Raw genomic sequence first — 17,205 nt, forward strand, 5'->3', positions numbered from 1 at the left:
TACGTCAACAAACGGCGCGAGCCTACTACCGACGCAGGCGTAACTCGAAGCTCCGTCCGGAACCTGAACTTCCGCTCCACGGTTCGGACATGGGGAGTTGTCCGGCCATTGCGGGAGATTGCCTCCCGTCACCAGGCAGTCCACGTCAGACCGGAACCGACCGCCCCGGTCTCGTGGTTGGCTTGATTTTTTCGTTTCTTTGACGTTGTGCGGGAATCTTGAAGGAGTCTTGTTCGTCCTTCTCTTCGGGAAATGGCGGTGGATTCGGCCACAGGAGCCGCATCTGCAACTGGGCGGCGTAAAGCAGCGCAAGCCGGGCAGCCAAACTGAAGCCCGGTCCACGGACACCGGGACGAGGGGACTGCCGGCGGTGGGGAGTGACACGGTGATGGGCACGGCGGAACGGCAGAAGGCGCCGCAGGGCGGCGTGGACACGGCTCGTTCGAGGCCACCGGGGCGCTCCGGGGCGCCGGTTCACGACAATCAGGCGAGGGCGGGCGCACGAAGCGCACGTGACGCGGTCCGGGAGGAGCCGTACCGGCCATTGTGGGTCGAGGAACCCGCGCGCAGGCGCCGGCTGCCCGATCCGGTGCGGACCTCGGCGGTGCGGGCGGGGCTCATCATCGCCGTGACCCTGCTCCAGGCGATGGTGGCCTTCCTGTGCACCATGGCCGGTTCATGGCTGGCGTTGCCGATGGTGATCAGCAGCGTGGCCAGCACGGTGGTGGCCACCTGGAGCGCGCTGGACGTGTGGGTGACCCGCCAGGTGTGGAACCAGCGCAACGGCGTGGTGTCGACTCCCAGCAGCACGGCCCGCGCGCTGCGGCGCGAGCGGCGCAAGGCCCGTCGCCAGGCGCGTCTCGCCGAGCGGGCACAGGCGCGCGTACGGCGGCAGGGCGGCAGCAAGGCGCGGCTGTCCCACTCCTGAGCTGCTGGGCTACTGAGCTACAGCTACAGCTACAGCTACAGCTACAGCTACAGCTACAGCTACTTAGTGTCGTACCGAGTCACCGGCGGCCCCATGTACTTCCTCGTGAAGTCACGGCGGCCGCCGGTGCTTTCCTACGAGGTCGCGGGCGCCGGACGCTTGAACATCCGGGTGGCCGTGATCTCGCTGTGCACCGCCTCGCCCGCCTGGGGTTGCTGCGGCAGCCCCGGGCGGAGGTGTTCCTCCACGCTGATGTACTTCAGGCCGGCCCTGAGGTCGGCGTCGTTCCGCAGCCGGATGACCAGCGGGAACTCGGCCAGCGCGGTGGTGTCGAACAGGCCCGTGGTGTAGAGGAGTTGGACCCCGAGCGCGTCGGAGACGGCCCGCTGGAGCTCCAGCAGATACGTGGCGTTGGCGCGGCCGATCGGGTTGTCCAGGAACAGCGTGCCGGCGTGCCGGTGCTTGTCCCGGCCCCGGTCGTTGGAGCGCAGGGCCGCCATCGTGCAGTACAGCGCGATGGCGGCGGTGAGCAGCTGGCCTCCGGAGAACACGTCGCCCATCTGCCCGACGGGCACCCGCTCGGCACGCAGCACGGCGTCCGGCTTGAGGATCTCGACGGCCACTCCCCTGGGCTGGAGCGCGGCCGCGACTCCCCGCAGCAGCAGGGACATGCCGTCGCGTCGCAGGTCGGAGTTCTTCTTCACCGCGGCGCGGGTCGCCTCGTCGATGACCTCACCGAGCCGCTCGGTGAGCGTGGCCTGGTCGGGCTCCTCGAAGCGGATCCGCAGGAACTCCTGCCCTGACCACTCGCCGAGTCCCTCGGGCAGCCGGGACAGCCGCTGGGCGGACCTGAGCGTGGCGAGGGCGGACTCGACGAGCCCGCGCAGCCGGTCCACGATCGAGTCGCGGTTGCGCTCCAGCTGCGCCAACTCGTCGGTCAGCACCCGGAGTCGGGGCGCGAAGGCGTCCGCCCACTTCTGGGCGTGCTCGGGCAGCGCGGAGGCGGGCAGCTCGCGGATCTGCTGGCGGGCGGGGGTGCGGACCTGCTCGTAGCGCGTGGAGTTGGCGTGCCGGACGAGCACATCGCTCGCCTCCCGCACGGCGGACTCGGCGGCGGACAGGTCGGCGGCGCAGCCGCGCAGCGACCGGCGGGTCTCCGCCGCGGCCTGCCGGGCCTCCTCCGGGCTGCCCGGGTACGGCTCCGGCTCCTCCTGCTCGTCCTCCACGGCGTGCTCACGGAGCAGGTCGCGGAGCATCGCGGCGATCTCGTCGAAGCCGCTCGCCGCGTCCTCGGCCGCCCGGTGGGAGCCGAGCAGTTCCGCGTGCGCCTCCCTGGCCTGCGCCAACGCCTCGGTGCGCGAGGCGAGTTCGGAGGTGGCCGTACGCAGCAGCGCCTGCGCGTGCTCGGCGTCCCGCGGCTCCAGCTCCTCCGGCAGCTCGGTGTGCGCCTCGCCGTCCTCGGGCGCGTGCCGCTCGGCCTCCCCGCGCAGCCGGCCGAGCTGCTCGCTCGCGGTCGACATCCGGGTCTCGAGGAGCTGCACCAGCTCCTCCGCGCGCGCGGCGGCAGCCTGCCGGGAGGGCCCGTCGGAACCGTCGGTCGACTGGAGCAGCTGCTCCGCGCGCGTGCGGACCTTGTTGCTCAGCCGGTCCAGTTCGGCCAGGGCCCCGCTCTCGTCGCTCTCCGCACGGGCCTGCTCGGCCCGCAGATCGGCGCCCACGCCGACCTTCTCGTACACCTGGGAGGCGGCCCGGTAGGCCTCGCGCAGGGCGGGCAGGGACGCCTTGGGCGTGGCGGCCTCGTCCTCCGGTACGTCGTCGGGGGCGCCGGCGATCTCGGCGCGCTCGGCGCGCAGCGCGCGGGCGGTGCGGCGGGCGTCGTCGGCGGCCCGCTGGGCACCGCGCCGGTCCTCGTCGGCGGCGCGGGCGCGCTCCAGACAGGTCTGGGCGCGGGCCTCCGACTCGGTGGCCTCGTCGGCCAGTTCCCGCAGCTTGACCTGCCAGCCGGCCCGCTCGCGCAGCCGGTAGGCGAGGCCCGCGAGGGCGTCGGCGGCCCGCCGGGCCCTCTGGGCGGCCTCCTGCCGTTCGTCGCGCGTCTGCGCGGCCTCCGCCGCGGCTTCGTCGGCCTCGGCCCGTACGGTGCGCGCCTCGGCCAGCTCGGCCTCCGCCTCCTCGGCGAAGGCGCGGGTGTCCTCGGCGGCGCGCGCCAGCTCGACGAGCCGGCCGGCCGGGCAGCCCGTGCGCCAGGAGGCGAGCCGGGCGGCCAGTTCACGGTCCTTGCCGAGCCGGGCGGCGAGCGACCGGATCTCCTCGTCCCGCTCACCGGCTCGTGCACGCAGCGCCTGGCGCTCCTCGTCGGCGGCGTGCTCGTCGTGCATGGCCGGGTTCGGCGGTACGAGGAAGACGTCGCCGCTCTGGGAGTCGGTCGCCGGAGTCGGCGCCAGGAGTGCGGCGGCGGTGCCGACCGCGACGGCCGAACGCGGCAGGAGCGCCGCGTCGTTCAGCGCCTCGCGGGCCCGCGCGTGCGTGTCGGGGTCGGTGATGATCACGCCGTCGACCAGTTCCGGCCTCGCGGCGAGCACGCGTGCGTGGTCGGCCGGGTCGACGGCCTGGGCGAGATAGCGCCAGCCGGGCAGCGCGGGGATGCCGTTCTCGCCGAGGAACTCGACCGTGGCCAGCACGTCGGGGCCGGGCGGCAGCAGCCCGCCGTCACCGAGGGCGCCGAGGATCCGGGAGTCGTCGGCCGCGGCGGTGCGCAGCTCGAAAAGCTGGCGTTCGGCGGAGGAGACCGAGTCGTCGAGCAGTTCCCGCAGTTCGTCGGCGAAGCGGTCGAGTTCCTCGGGCGTGAGACCGCCGGTGGAGTCGGGGTGCGGATCGGCACTCTCCGCGGGGCTCTTCCTGCCGTCGGCCCCGGTGCGCGGCCCCGACACGGAACCGGGGGCTCCGGGGGCTCCGGGGGCTCCGGGGGCTCCGGGGGCTCCGGGGGCTCCGGGGGCTCCGGGGGCTCCGGTCAGGCTCAGCAGCTCCGCGAGCCGCTCCTCCCCCGCCAGGCCCTCGGCGAGCCGGCGCTCGGCCTCGTAGGACCGCTCGGCCGCGGCGGCTGCGTCCTCCGCACGGGCTGCCGTGAGTTCCGCGCGGGACTCCGCGGAGGCCGCCTCGCGCGCGTGCTCGCTCGCCCGGCGGGAGGCCTCGCGGGCGGTGTCCCAGGCGGCCACCGCCGTCTTCTCTGCGTCACTCGCGGCGAGCGCCGCGCGTGCCGGGTCGGCGTCGGGGGCGCTGTCGTCGAGCCAGCCGGCGCGGACCGCCTCGGCGGTCTCCTGCTCGACCTCGCTCAGCCGCTCGCGCAGGTGCCCCACCTCGCTGCGGGCGCGCTGTGCCTCGGTGGCGGCCGCGGTGGAGTCCCGGTAGGCCGTCTCGCCGACCTCCTGGAGGGCGGCGGACCGCTCCTCCTCCTCGTTGGCGAGGGTCTCGGCGCGCTCGGCGGCCGCGTGCAGGGCGCGTACCAGCTCGACGGCGGCCTTGGCGCGGGCGGCGAGGGCGGGCGCCGCGTCCCGCTCGGCCTCCTGGATCGCGGCGGCGACGCGCGCGACCCGGTCGGCGGCGGCGCGGTGCCGCAGTACGGCCTCGGCGGCCTGCCAGGCGGAGTGCAGGGTGCGCGCGTCGGCGAGCTCGCGCTTCTGCGCCGCGGCCGACTTCTCGGCGGCGGCGAGCGCCAGGGAGGCGTGCCGGTAGGCGAGTTCGGCGGCGACCAGCGCGCTGCGCTCCCGGCCGCCCTCGGCGTGGGTGACGGCGTACGCAGCGGCGGTGACCCGCTGGGCGAGATCGGCCGCCCGCACCCGCTCCCGGACGCCCCGCGCGGACAGCCGCCGGGCCAGGGTGCGCGTACGGCGTTCGGCGCCGGTGTGGATGTCACGCGCGCGTGAACGCGCCTCGGCGGCCTCGACGATCCGGCCGAGCAGGTCCACCGACCCGGCGGTGAAGTCGCGTTCGGCGATCAGTTCGGCACGGCGCCCCAGCTTGTTGCCGAACCCGCTGACCAGGTCGGCCAGTCCGTCGGTGTCGCGGGTGTCGGTGACCGCGCGCAGCAGCAGGTCGGTGAAGTCGGAGTCCTTCTTCACCGCGAAGAGGCCGGCGGCCTCGCCCTCGTCGGCGTTCATCTCCCGCTGGTAGCGGAAGAGTTCGGGGTCCAGGCCGAGGTCGCCGAGGTGCTCGATCCAGCGGTCGTGGATCTCCTCCCAGTGCACCTCCAGATGCGGATACGCCTTGCCCGCCTCGGTGATGGCGTCCCGGAAGCCCTTCATGGTGCGCCGACGGCCCTGCGCGGCCGACTGGCCCTCGGCGGGCGGCCGTACGCCGGTGGACTCGGCGACCGGAAGGCTGTCCAGCGAGAGTCCGGGGCCCGGCCGGAAGGAGTACCAGGCCTCGGCGAACTTCCGCGGGTCGTTGGAGACCTGACGGCCCCGCCACTCGCTCACCTTGCCGACGACGACGCACTCGCCGGTGAGGGTGTGCTGCCACTCCAGGGCCACGTGCCCGCAGTCGTCGGCCAGCAGGAACTTGCGCAGCACGCCGGAGCTGGCGCCGCCCAGGGTGTTGCGGTGACCGGGCAGCATCACCGAGAAGATCAGCTTGAGCAGGACGGACTTGCCGCCTCCGTTCTCCAGGAAGAGCACCCCGGCGGGCGCCGGCCGGCGCGGCGGGCCGACGGGCTCCTCCTCGAAGAACTCCGCCTGGGTGGGCGCGGGGTCGGGCACCTCGGCGCCGACACCGCGCAGGTCCAGCACGGTGTCGGCGTAGCGCGCACCGGCGGGACCGATGGAGTAGAGGCGGATCCGGGACAGCTCGTACATGGCGGACTCTCGTAGGTCTTCGGCAGGTCGGGGTGGTTCAGGAGTGGAACGGCAGCCCGGCGTCGGCCACCAGCTCCGCGTCGTCGTCCGCGGCGGGCACCAGGGTCGGCGTGCCGTCGGTCACCGGGACGACGCCCAGCTCCAGGAGCTCGGCCATGGCGGCGCTGCCGGCCATGTCCCGCACCTGGAGCTGGTAACGAGCCGTGGTCCGGTAGGTACCGCCGTTGTCGTCCCCGGTGCGCTGGAGGAAGCCGGAGTCGGTGAGAAAGGCGGCGGCCTTGCCCACGATGCCGGTGGTGGACCCGGCGAGCCGACGGGCGTCCTTGGTCGCCCCGGCGGCGCTGCGTCTGGCCCAGATCCGCCAGGCCGCCTCCAGGCCGGGGGCGTCGGTGGCCGGGTCGGTGTTCTCGCCGACCTCCTCGGCCCGCTCCTCCAGGCGGCGGCAGGCCTGCCGTACGAAGGCGTCGACGCCGTTGACCGAGACGCGCCCGATGTATCCGTCGTCGGCGAGGTCCTCGGGCCGCGGGAACGCCATGGCGGCCAGGGCGAGATGGGCGAGCCCGTGCAGGAACCGGTCGCCGCCGTCGGCCGACGTACGACGCGCGTAGTCCCCCATCCGCACGGCGAACACCGAGTCCTCGGCGGCGGTGACGGCCATCCCCGCGCGCGGGGACACCTCGAGGACGATCAGGCCCAGTCCGGCGGCGACGGCGTCGGCGAGCCGGGCGAACGGCGGGTCCTCCCGGTAGCGCCGCAGCAGCTCGGCGTACTCCTGGTCCCGGGCGGGCTGGAGTTTGGGCTGGAGTCCGAAGGCGACGAGCCGGGCGGCGTCGGCGGCGTCGGCCGGGGTGACGGCGGCGGGCACCGACGGGGTCGGGGAGGCCTCCGTGTCGCTCCACTCGACTTGCTCACTCACGGCTGGGGCTCCTTGTCGCGCTCTTGCTGACTCATGCTGCTTCCGTCCGGTCCGCCTGACTCATGCTGCTTCCGTCCGGTCCGCCGCCATCCCCAGGGCGTCCAGCAGGGCGGTGCCGACGATGAGGTCGGCGCCGCCGAAGTCCGGGTCGTCGAGTTCGGTGCCGTCGTCCACCGCGAAGAGCAGCTTCTCCTCGCCCTGGCGGTAGGCGGTGCCGACCGGGGGGCTGGCCGCGTGGATCGACATCAGGGCCACCAGGTAGGCCAGGTCGAAGCCACCGGCCCGGCGGGCCTCCGCGAGCAGTCCCGACAGGCGCCGGGGCGCGTCCGCCGGCAGGTCCAGCAGCTCCTTCGCGGCCGCCAGCTGCTCCTCGCTGAACCGGCTGTCGTCGGGGGTGGCGATCAGGTCCGGCTCCGGCATCTCCGCGCCCAGGTGCTCCCGCTCCATGGGCGGGGTCAGCAGTATGTCGACGAGGTCGCCCACCCGCACCGACACCGGTGTGCGCATGCCGGTCCCGCGCGCGAAGAAGGCGTCCGTGACCCTCGTGGCCTGCTCGAGCGGCAGGGGCAGCACGGGCGCGACGAGGTGGCCGTAGAGGTCTATCCCGGCCGTGGTCATGGGTGTAGCGAAGGCCTGGCGGTCCTGCTCGGCGCGGAACAGCGGGCCCGCTTCCAGGAGCCGGGACTGGAGCTGGGTGTGACGGCGGATGCAGTCCTTGACGATGTCGACGAGTTCGGCGGCCCGCCTCTTCTGCTCGGGGTCCTCGGACTCGTCCCGTGCCTTGCGGATGTTGGTGAGGATCGCGTTCTCGTGGCGGTACCGGTCGGCGACGTGGTCCAGGGCCTCGGCGATCATGTCCGGCACGGAGTTCAGCCAGTCGACAGCCCGGACATTGCGCCGGGTCGCGTCCAGGGCCCGGCGCAGGGTCTCGGAGTACTGCACGGTGCGGTACCGGGCCTGTTCGGCGGCGAGTTGGGCGTCGGCGAGGCGGCCGCGGCTGATCAGCACCTCCAGCTTGACCTCGGCGGCGATCTGGGCGCTGGTGACATCCGTGTCCAGGGCGCCGACGAGGACGTTGACCGCTTCGTCGGTCGTACGGAGGTAGACCGAGCCGCCGGGGCCCGGGACCTCCTCGATCAGCTTGAAGTCGTAGTCACGCCGGACATAGGTGCCGTCCGGGGCGAAAGTGCCGTAGACCGCCCGGAATCCGCGGTCCACGCTGCCGACGTTGATCAGGTTCTCCAGCACCCAGCGGGCCACGCGCTCGTGCTCGGCGACGGGCCGCTGCGGGGCCTGCGCGGCGATGCGCGGGATGAGGCGGGCGACGATCTGGTCGTGGTCGGCGCCGGTGTCGAAGTCCATGTTCAGGGTGACCAGGTCGATGCCGGCGAGGGCCACCTCCGCCATGCCGTACACCGAGTACTCACCGGCGAGGTTCGCCTTGCGCGCGTCCAGGTCGTGCAGCGGCGCGGTGCACGCGAGCGCGCGCAGCCGCCGCGCCAGTCCCTCGTCGGCGGCCGGGCCCGGAGCGGGGCGCGGCCCCGCGCTGAACTGGGGCGGAACGCTGTCCGTCGATGCAGGCGAAGTCACGGTGCACAGACTAGGTGCTGGGTCTGACAACTCCCCAAACGACGCGGAACGGCTCCGCCGGGGCGCCGGGTGAGCGCAGGTCGTGGGGTACGTTCGGGCCGGTGGGGGCTTGTCGCGCAGTTCCCCGCGCCCCTAAGGGGCGCTCACTCTCCGTCGGTAGACATCGACCACGCGTTTCAGTGAATCGCGCAGATACACCTCCAGCAGCTTTTCGGCCTCGCCCCTGTCGCCCGCCTCCAGCGCCCGGAGGATCTGAAGGTTACGGGCCAGGTACGGCTCGTGCAGCTGACGAGGGTCGTCCACCACGTGGAACGCCAGGCGGAGTTCGGCGAAGACGCTGCGCATCAGTTCGTCGGTGCGGTCGCTGCCGGCCAGGGCGACGAGTTCGCGGTGGAAGTGGATGTTGGCCGTGCCCAGCGTTTTCCAGTCACCTTCGCGTACCGCGCGCTGCCCCTCGGCGACCGCCTCGGCGAGCGCGTCCAGGGCGTACGGCGGCTCGCCTAGGCCACGGACGACGGCGCACTCGACGAGGGCGCGGGTGCGGTAGATGTCGTCGACGTCCTCGACGGTCAGGACCCGCACGAACACGCCCCGGTTCAGTTCGTGGACCAGCAGGCGCTCGTGCGTGAGCAGCCGGAACGCCTCGCGCAGGGTGTTGCGGGAGACCCCGAGCGCGCCTCCGATGCTGTCCTCCGAGAGGCGTGTCCCTGGCGGGAAATAGCCCTCGGCGATGCGGCTCCTCAGGATGTCCGAGACCCGCTCGGCCGTGCTGGTGCGGCCCAGGAGGGCGCGGTCGTCGGCCAGTCCGCTCAACTGCTCTGCCATGCCCGGAATTCAACCGCAGTGAGGAGAACGAAACAACAGGGGTATTGAAGGATCGTTGAACGATCCTCTACGTTGCTGGAACACCGCACGGTTCAGCTCCGCACCCTCCGTCCCCCTCCTGCGAGGTGCCCATGAGCACAACCCGTCCCCCTCAGGCCATGCACGAAAGCGCCACGACGACCGAAGACGGCGCCCTGGGCTGGTTCCGGGCGCTCGGTCCGCGAGGCCGGCGCGCTTTCGCCGGCGCGTTCGGCGGCTACGCCCTCGACTCCTACGACTACTTCACGCTCCCGCTGAGCATGGTCGCGCTGGCCGCCTACTTCGGCCTGGACAGCGGCCAGACCGGCCTTTTCACCACCGTCACCCTGCTGGCCTCCGGGATCGGCGGCGCGCTGGCGGGGGTGCTGGCCGACCGGGCCGGCCGGGTCCGGGCGCTGATGATCACCGTGGTCACCTACGCGATCTTCACCGTGGCCTGCGGCTTCGCGCCGAACTTCGAGTCGCTGCTGGTCTTCCGCGCCCTCCAGGGCCTCGGTTTCGGCGGCGAGTGGGCGGTCGGCGCGATCCTGGTCGCCGAGTACGCGAGCGCCCGGCACCGGGGCCGCACCCTGGGCGCGATCCAGAGCTCGTGGGCCGTGGGCTGGGCCCTGGCCGCGATCATGTACACGCTGGTCTTCTCGGTCTTCGACGACGGCACGGCCTGGCGCGTGATGTTCTGGACCGGTGCGCTGCCCGCCCTGCTGGTGGTGTGGATGCGCCGCCGTGTCCAGGACGCCCCCGAGGCCGTCGCAGTGCGTGAGAAGAGCGCAGGCAAGGGCTCCTTCGCGGCCATCTTCAAGCCGGACCTGCTGCGCACGACGATCTTCGCGGGGCTGCTGTCCACCGGAGTGCAGGGCGGCTACTACACGCTGGCCACCTGGGTGCCGACGTATCTGAAGAGCGACCGCGGGCTGTCGGTGGTCGGCACCGGCGGCTATCTGACCTTCCTGATCTCGGGGGCTTTCCTCGGCTATCTGACCGGCGGCTACCTGACCGACCGGCTGGGCCGCCGGCGCAACATCTGGCTCTTCGCGCTGCTCTCGGCCGTCTGCATCGTGGCCTACGGCAACCTCCCGAGCGGAGCCGACACCTGGCTCCTGGTGCTCGGGTTCCCCCTCGGGTTCTGCATGTCGGCGATCTTCAGCGGTTTCGGGTCCTATCTGAGCGAGCTCTACCCGACGGCCGTGCGCGGCTCGGGCCAGGGCTTCACGTACAACGCCGGCCGCGCGGTCGGCGCGGTCTTCCCGACCACCGTCGGCTTCCTGGCCGACAGTTGGGGCGTGGGCGGGGCGCTGGTCTTCGGCGCCATCGGCTACGGCATCGCCGCACTGGCCCTGCTCGGACTGCCGGAGACCCGTGGAAAGGAACTCGCGTGAACCGCACGGAAGACCTGGCACCGGCCCGCACGCCCGAGGACCGCCGCCCCACCCCCGCACCGGCCCGCACGACCGAGGACCGCCGCCCCACCCCTGCACCTTCCCGCCCGACCGAGGACCGCCCCCTCACCCTGGTCGACGAGCACGCGCACGCGTGGAGCCCGGCACAGGCCCGCACCCGCTTCCGCGCGGGTCTGGCCGGCCCCACCGCCGGTGTCGCGGCCGGCCACACCCAGGTGAACCTGATCTCGGTGCCCGCCGACTGGGCGTACGACATGCTGCTCTTCTGCCAGCGCAACCCCAAGCCGTGCCCGGTCCTCGACGTCACGGACGCGGGAGCGTGGACCACCGTCCTCGCGGACGGCGCGGACCTGCGCACCGATCTGCCGCGCTACCGGGTGTGGCAGGACGGCGAACTGGTGGACGAGCCGACGGACGTGCGCGCCTATTGGCGCGGCGACCTGGTTTCCTTCCTGATCGGGTGCAGTTTCACCTTCGAGTGGGCACTTTCGGGGGCGGGGGTCCCGATCCGGCACATCGAGCAGGGCCGGAACGTTCCCATGTACGTGACCAGCCGACAGTGCCGTCCCGCGGGGCGGCTGCACGGACCCATGGTGGTGTCGATGCGCCCCGTACCGCCTCAGCACCTGGCAGCCGCCATCCGGGAGAGCAGTCTGCTCCCGGGGGTGCACGGCAGCCCCGTGCACTGCGGTGATCCTTCCGCGCTCGGCATCGACGACCTCGGCCGTCCCGACTTCGGCGACCCGGTGGCCGCCGAACCGGACGACATCCCGGTGTTCTGGGCCTGCGGAGTGACCCCGCAGGCCGCGGTCATGGCCTCCCGCCCGCCGTTCGCCCTCACCCACGCACCGGGCCAGATGTTCCTGACCGACGCCCGCGACGAGCAGTACAGAGTGGCCTGAGAAGCCGCTCGAGTCCCTTCAAGGAGAACCGAGAGCTCCATGACCTCGATCGATCTGAACGCCGACCTCGGCGAGGGCTTCGGCCGCTGGCGACTGACCGACGACGAGCAGCTGCTCACCGTGGTCACCAGCGCCAATGTGGCCTGCGGGTTCCACGCCGGGGACGCGGTCACCATGCGGCGGGTGTGCGAGCTGGCGGCAGCGCGCGGGGTGCGGGTCGGTGCCCAGGTCTCCTACCGGGACCTGGCGGGCTTCGGGCGGCGCGCGATGGACGTGCCGTCCGCCGAGCTTGCGGCCGAGGTGGCCTACCAGATCGGCGCCCTGGAGGTCTTCGCCCGGGCGGCGGGCACGCGCGTGTCCTACGTCAAGCCGCACGGTGCGCTGTACAACCGGGTCGTGCACGACGAGGAGCAGGCCGCGGCGGTCGTCGCGGGCGTGCTTCTCGCCGACGCCGCACTGCCCGTGCTCGGGCTGCCCGGCTCGCGCCTCCTGGAAGCGGCCCGCGCGGCGGGCCTGACGGGGGTCACAGAGGCCTTCGCGGACCGCGCGTACACCGAGGAGGGGACCCTCGTGCCGCGCGGGCAGGAGGGCGCGGTGGTCACCGACCCGGAAGCAGTGGTGGAGCGCTCGCTGCACCTGGCCCGGGACCGCGCGGTCATCGCCCGCTCCGGGACCCGTATCGGCGTCGATGCCCGCTCCCTGTGCCTGCACGGGGACACACCGGGCGCGGTGGACCTGGCCCGACGGGTCCGGGAGCGGCTGGAGTCCTCGGGGATCCGCGTGGAAGCCTTCGTATGAGGACGCTGCCGGTCGGGGACCACGCCCTGCTCGTCGAGGTCTCCTCGGGCGAGGAGGCCCAGGCCCTGCACGCCGAGCTGGTGCGGCGCCGCGCGGAGGGCTCGCTGTCTGTCGGCGAGATCGTCCCGGCCGCCCGCACGGTCCTTCTCGACGGTCTCGCGGATCCGGCCCGCCTGGCCGCCGAGCTCGCCGCCGCCGAGGTGCCGCCCGCTCCCCCACGCGCGCGTGAGGCCGTCGAACTCCGGGTGCGCTACGGCGGCCCGGACCTGGCCGACGTGGCGGCGCACTGGGGCGTCCCGCCCCGGGAGGTGGCCCGCATCCACGCCGGTACCGAATTCACCGTGGCCTTCTGCGGGTTCGCTCCCGGCTTCGGTTACCTCACCGGTCTGCCCGCCCGGTACGACGTCCCGCGCCGGGCCACCCCTCGCACAGCCGTGCCGGCGGGTTCGGTGGCGCTCGCCGGGCCGTACACGGGCGTGTACCCGCGCTCGTCGCCGGGCGGCTGGCAGCTCATCGGCACCACGGACGCCGTCCTGTGGGACCACGCGCGCGTCCCGGCGGCTCTCCTGTCACCGGGCACCCGGGTCCGCTTCGTGGAGGCGCCATGAGGAACCGGACCCTCAGGAGGCCGGTGGCAGACCTGCCACACCGTCCCGTGGAGGCGTCATGAGCGACCGCGCCCTCTTCGTCGTGCGGGCCGGTGCCCTGACGACCGTCCAGGACCGGGGCCGCCCCGGTCACGCCCACCTCGGCGTGCCCCGCTCGGGGGCGCTCGACGGCCCCGCGGCCGCCCTCGCCAACCGTCTGGTCGGCAACCGTCCCGAGGCAGCCGTCCTGGAGACCACCCTCAACGGCTGTGCGTTGCGCCCCCGTTCGACGGTCACCGTGGCCGTCACGGGCGCTCCCTGCCCGGTCGCGGTGGACGGCCGCCCGGCCTCCTGGGCCGCCCCGGTGCACGTACCGGCGGGAGCGCTGCTGACCGTCGGCGCGGCCGTGTCCGGGGTACGAAGCTATGTGGCCGTCTCCGGCGGCGTCACCGTGGAGCCGGTCCTCGGCAGCCGCTCCACCGACCTCCTGTCGGGCCTGGGCCCGCCTCCCCTCACGGACGGCGCGATACTGCCCCTGGGCTCCCCGGCACCGCTCCCCACGCGCGTGGACACGGCACCGCAGCCCGCGCCTCCCGGCGAGCTGCTCGTGCGGGTCGTCCTGGGCCCGCGGAACGACTGGTTCACGCCGGAGGCGGTGCGCGACTTCACGACCCGCGCTTTCCGGGTGTCCTCGGCGAGCAACCGGATCGGCCTGCGCACGGAAGGCCCCGCCCTGGAGCGGAGACTCAAGGGCGAACTCCCCAGCGAGGGAATGGTCCTGGGCGCGGTCCAGGTGCCGCCCGACGGCAGACCGGTGGTCTTCCTGGCCGACCACCCGACCACCGGTGGCTACCCGGTGATCGGAGTGGTCCGCGAACCGGACCTGCCGGCGGCGGCCCAGGCGGTGCCCGGAACACCGGTGCGCTTCCTGGCGGTACGACGGCGATAGGCCCCCGGGCGGGGCCGGCGCCTGCCGGCCAGGCCCCCAGGACGGGGCCGCGCCGACCGGCCGTGGGGAGGCGGCCCCTCGCCACGCCGAGCCCCTAGGCCGCCTCCGGCCGCTGCTCCGCCACGGACAGCGCCGCCAGCGCCATGGAGACCGCGTGGGCCGTCCGCAGGTCCAGCCTGGCGCTGGTTCCCCGCACCCGGTGCCGCGTCTCGTCGGCGGCCAGCGCCAGCAGTTGGGGGAGCAGATCCGTGCACCGCCGGACGACCCACCCCGTACCGGCCGTCGCCAGCCACCACAGACTCCTCGCCCTGGTGGGGACGGGGAACTCCGGCTCGGACGAGGGGGCGGGGCCGGTGGCCCGACCGCGCTCCACCAGCAACGCGTGGAACCTCGCCGCGAGCTGTCGGTGCCCCCGCTCCCCGGGATGCAGCCGGTCGGCGCTCCACATGGTCCGCTCGGTGGTCCACTCGCCCTCGGCCGCGTGCAGATGCACCGCCCCGTACCGCTCCGACAGCGCGTGCACCACGGTGTTGACCGACCGCTGCCGCCGGGCCAGCGGCCGGGCCAGCGCACCCGGCAGCCCGAGCATCGTCCCCGGATCGGGCAGACAGGCCGTGAGCAGCAGCGCGCCCTGCTCGCTGAGGGCCGCGTACACCCGGTCCAGGCGGGCGGCGACCGCGTGGATGTCGAAGGTGCAGCGCAGGGTGTCGTTGACGCCGACGACCACGGACACGACGTCCGGCCGCAGTGCGAGCGCCACCGGCAGTTGTTTCTCCAGCACGTCCCGCGTCTGCGCCCCGCTCACCGCGAGGTTGGTGAACTCGACGTCCGCGTCGGACAGCCCGTCGGCGAGCAGGGCGGCCCAGCCGCGCCACCCGTCTCCGAGGGGGTCCCCGACGCCCTCGGAGAGCGAGTCACCGAGGGCGACGAAGCGCGGGCCTCTCGACGGACCCACCGGGCTCATGACAGGCCCCCGCTCATGCCACACCCCCGCGCACGGAGCGTCGTACGAGTGCCTCCGTGTCATGGGCGGCGAGAAACGCCCGCACCGCGGTGTTCCAGCCGAAGCATTCCGCACGCGCGCGTGCGACCCCGCGGCGCTCGGCCTCCGGACCTTCCAGCAGCTGGTCCACGGCGTCCGCGAACGCCTCCCCGCGGTCGGCGGCGACGGCCCCGGCGGAGCCGATCACCTCCGGCAGCGCGGAGGAGGCGCTCACCACGACCGGTGTGCCGCAGGCCATGGCCTCCAGCGCGGCGAGCCCGAAGGTCTCGGCGGGCCCGGGGGCCAGGCACACGTCGGCGGAGGCCTGGAGCGCGCCGAGCAGCCCGCGGTCCGAGATGTGCCCGAGGAAGGTCACCGGCAGCCCGCGTTCCCGGGCCCGCTGCTCCAGGCGCGGCCGCAGCGGCCCGTCCCCGGCCACCACGAGCACCGCCCGCCGGCCCCGGCGCACCAGGGACTCGACGGCGTCCAGAGCGGTGCTCGGCCGCTTCTCGACGGAGAGCCGGGTGCACGTCACGAGCAGTGTCTCGTCCTCGCGCGCGTACCGGCTCCTGAGGTCCGGGTCGCGCAGCGCCGGGTGCCGCGCGACCAGGTCGACGCCCAACGGGGCCCGTACGACGTTCCGGGCCCCGATCCGTACGAACTCCCGTTCCGCGAACTCCGTGGTGCACACCACGCGCGCGTACGTGTGCGCCGTACGGACGTTGAGGGCGTCGGCGGCGCGCCGGGCCGCGTTCTCCGGCAGTCCCCAGGTGCGCAGGACGCCGTCGGCCGTCTCGTGGGAGACCATCACGGCGGGGACCCGGGCGCGGCGGGCCCACTTGCCGGTCCACCTGAGCGTGGTCCGGTCGGAGACCTCCAGGCGGTCGGGGGCGAGTTCCTCCAGGAGCCGGGCCACGCGGGGCCTGTCGGCGAGGACGCGGTAACCGCCGGTGCCGGGGAGCAGCGGTCCGGGCAAGGTGATGACGCGTCCCTGCTCGGTCTGCCGGTCGCTCGCGCGGTCGCCCGGCACGACGAGAACCGCCTCGTGTCCTGCCTCCTGGTAGCCCTTGCCGAGTTCGCGCAGGGCGGTGCGCAGGCCGCCCGAGGCGGGGGCGACGAAGTTGGCGAGCCGGACGATCCGCAACGACTGGCCGCTCATGCCGCCACCGCTGTCTTCCGGCCGGCGAGGACGGCGCCGTAGTGGCCGATCAGCTGGTCGCCGACGGCAGCCCAGGTGCGCCCCTCGACCAGGGCCCGCGCGGCGGAGCCGAACGCGGCGCGCAGGCCGGGGTCGGCGGCCAGGGACCGCACCGCGTCCCGTACGGCGGCCGGGTCGCGCGGCGGGACGAGGAACCCGGTGCGCCCGTGGGCGACCAGGTCCAGCGGGCCGCCCGAGGCGGGCGCGACCACGGGGATCCCGCTGGCCATGGCCTCCTGCACGGTCTGGCAGAAGGTCTCGAAGGGTCCGGTGTGCGCGAAGACGTCGAAGGAGGCGAAGATCCGGGCCAGGTCGTCGCCCGTGCGGCGGCCCAGGAAGACAGCGCCGGGCAGGGCTTCGGTGAGCGCGGGTTCGCTGGGTCCGTCGCCGACCACCACGACCTTGACGCCCTCCAGGCGGCAGGTGTCGGCCAGCAGTTCGACATGTTTCTCGGGGGCGAGCCGGCCGACGTATCCGACGATCGTCTCGCCGTTCGGGGCGAGCTGCCGGCGCAGGCTCTCGTCGCGCAGTTCGGGGCGGAAGCGGACGGTGTCGACGCCCCGCGGCCACAGCTTGACCCGGGGCACGCCGTGCGCCTCCAGGTCGCGCAGGGAGGCGCTGGACGGGGCGAGGGTGAGGTCGGCGGCGGCGTGGACGGAGCGGATGCGGCGCCAGGCGGCGGCCTCGCCCGCGTGCACGTAGGTGCGGGCGTATCCGGCGAGGTCGGTCTGGTAGACGGCCACGGCGGGGATGCCGAGCCGGGCGGCTGCGGCCATGCCGCGGACGCCGAGGACGAAGGGGCTGGCCAGGTGGACGACGTCGGCACGGTGCTCGGCGATCGCCGCGGCCACGCGCCTGCTGGGGAGGGCGACGCGGACCTGGGGGTAGCCCGGGAGCGGGAGGGAGGGGACACGGACGACGGGGCAGGGCGCGAGGGCGTCCACGCCGGCCCCGGGGCCGGACGCGGTGGCCGGCGCGACGACGAGCGGGAGGTGACCGCGATCTACGAGGTGCCGGGCGGTCTGGAGCGCGCAGTGGGCCACGCCGTTCACATCGGGGGGAAAGGATTCGGTCACTATGACGACACGCATACCGGTGTTGTCGCCGTACTGGACGTGGCCGCGTCAACGTGGATCTTTGCGAACGGTGAACGTCCCATGAGCGTTCCGCTGCGCACCCGAGCAGGTCAGGCCGTGTCCATGCCGACCTGACCCGCGGGTCACCGCGAGTTCACCGACCGGGCCTGA

General features: G+C 73.9%; 13 protein-coding genes. 6 read left to right on the top strand and 7 right to left on the bottom strand.

Going from position 1 to position 17,205, the window contains the following annotated elements; genetic code table 11:
* Positions 1 to 388 precede the first annotated feature (388 nt).
* Complete coding sequence (locus tag AQJ54_RS25850; protein WP_062241375.1) at positions 389 to 928, top strand: hypothetical protein; 540 nt, start codon at positions 389 to 391, stop codon at positions 926 to 928.
* Positions 929 to 1,062: 134 nt separating this feature from the next.
* On the opposite strand, the gene AQJ54_RS25855 is transcribed toward AQJ54_RS25850, so the two are convergent.
* From AQJ54_RS25855 to AQJ54_RS25870, 4 genes are all read right to left on the bottom strand, one after another.
* Complete coding sequence (locus AQJ54_RS25855; RefSeq protein ID WP_062241377.1) at positions 1,063 to 5,775, bottom strand: hypothetical protein; 4,713 nt, start codon at positions 5,773 to 5,775, stop codon at positions 1,063 to 1,065.
* Positions 5,776 to 5,812: 37 nt separating this feature from the next.
* The gene (locus AQJ54_RS25860; protein WP_062028121.1) at positions 5,813 to 6,691 is read right to left on the bottom strand and encodes a hypothetical protein; all 879 of its coding nucleotides are present in this window, start codon (positions 6,689 to 6,691) and stop codon (positions 5,813 to 5,815) included.
* Between the two features lie 60 nt (positions 6,692 to 6,751).
* Positions 6,752 to 8,281 carry a hypothetical protein gene (locus AQJ54_RS25865; protein ID WP_062028123.1) on the bottom strand — a complete coding sequence of 510 codons (1,530 nt, stop codon included), beginning with the start codon at positions 8,279 to 8,281 and terminating at the stop codon, positions 6,752 to 6,754.
* A 132-nt stretch (positions 8,282 to 8,413) separates the two neighbouring features.
* Complete coding sequence (locus AQJ54_RS25870) at positions 8,414 to 9,106, bottom strand: GntR family transcriptional regulator (RefSeq protein WP_062241379.1); 693 nt, start codon at positions 9,104 to 9,106, stop codon at positions 8,414 to 8,416.
* Positions 9,107 to 9,237: 131 nt separating this feature from the next.
* On the opposite strand from AQJ54_RS25870, the gene AQJ54_RS25875 reads away from it, so the two are divergent.
* The 5 genes from AQJ54_RS25875 to AQJ54_RS25895 all read left to right on the top strand — a co-directional run bounded on the left by AQJ54_RS25875 (position 9,238) and on the right by AQJ54_RS25895 (position 13,778).
* Positions 9,238 to 10,521, top strand: a complete 1,284-nt coding sequence (locus AQJ54_RS25875) for an MFS transporter (RefSeq protein ID WP_062241381.1) — start codon at positions 9,238 to 9,240, stop codon at positions 10,519 to 10,521.
* Positions 10,522 to 10,652: 131 nt separating this feature from the next.
* Positions 10,653 to 11,444, top strand: coding sequence for a putative hydro-lyase (locus AQJ54_RS25880; RefSeq protein WP_062028857.1), 792 nt, complete (start codon positions 10,653 to 10,655; stop codon positions 11,442 to 11,444).
* A gap of 39 nt (positions 11,445 to 11,483) precedes the next feature.
* Positions 11,484 to 12,242 (top strand): LamB/YcsF family protein, encoded by a 759-nt coding sequence (locus AQJ54_RS25885; protein WP_062241383.1) that lies wholly within the window; start codon positions 11,484 to 11,486, stop codon positions 12,240 to 12,242.
* Positions 12,239 to 12,850: a 5-oxoprolinase subunit B family protein gene (locus AQJ54_RS25890; protein ID WP_062241385.1), complete on the top strand. Its 612-nt coding sequence runs from the start codon at positions 12,239 to 12,241 to the stop codon at positions 12,848 to 12,850. Before AQJ54_RS25885 ends, AQJ54_RS25890 begins: the two co-directional genes overlap by 4 nt.
* Before the next feature lie 58 nt (positions 12,851 to 12,908).
* Entirely contained in the window at positions 12,909 to 13,778 is an 870-nt protein-coding gene (locus AQJ54_RS25895) for a 5-oxoprolinase subunit C family protein (RefSeq protein ID WP_062241386.1), read from the top strand.
* A 94-nt stretch (positions 13,779 to 13,872) separates the two neighbouring features.
* Here the strand turns inward: AQJ54_RS25895 and AQJ54_RS25900 are convergent, their stop codons facing one another.
* Genes AQJ54_RS25900 through AQJ54_RS25910 form a run of 3 tightly spaced genes read right to left on the bottom strand, consistent with a single transcriptional unit; the run spans position 13,873 to position 17,049 of the window.
* Positions 13,873 to 14,742, bottom strand: coding sequence for an SGNH/GDSL hydrolase family protein (locus AQJ54_RS25900; RefSeq protein WP_062241387.1), 870 nt, complete (start codon positions 14,740 to 14,742; stop codon positions 13,873 to 13,875).
* Positions 14,743 to 14,755: 13 nt separating this feature from the next.
* Positions 14,756 to 15,919, bottom strand: a complete 1,164-nt coding sequence (locus tag AQJ54_RS25905) for a glycosyltransferase (RefSeq protein WP_062241389.1) — start codon at positions 15,917 to 15,919, stop codon at positions 14,756 to 14,758.
* Complete coding sequence (locus tag AQJ54_RS25910; RefSeq protein WP_062241391.1) at positions 15,916 to 17,049, bottom strand: glycosyltransferase family 4 protein; 1,134 nt, start codon at positions 17,047 to 17,049, stop codon at positions 15,916 to 15,918. Before AQJ54_RS25910 ends, AQJ54_RS25905 begins: the two co-directional genes overlap by 4 nt.
* Positions 17,050 to 17,205 lie beyond the last annotated feature (156 nt).

Origin of the sequence: Streptomyces griseorubiginosus, from assembly GCF_001514195.1 — a bacterium.
Lineage (GTDB): Bacteria > Actinomycetota > Actinomycetes > Streptomycetales > Streptomycetaceae > Streptomyces > Streptomyces griseorubiginosus.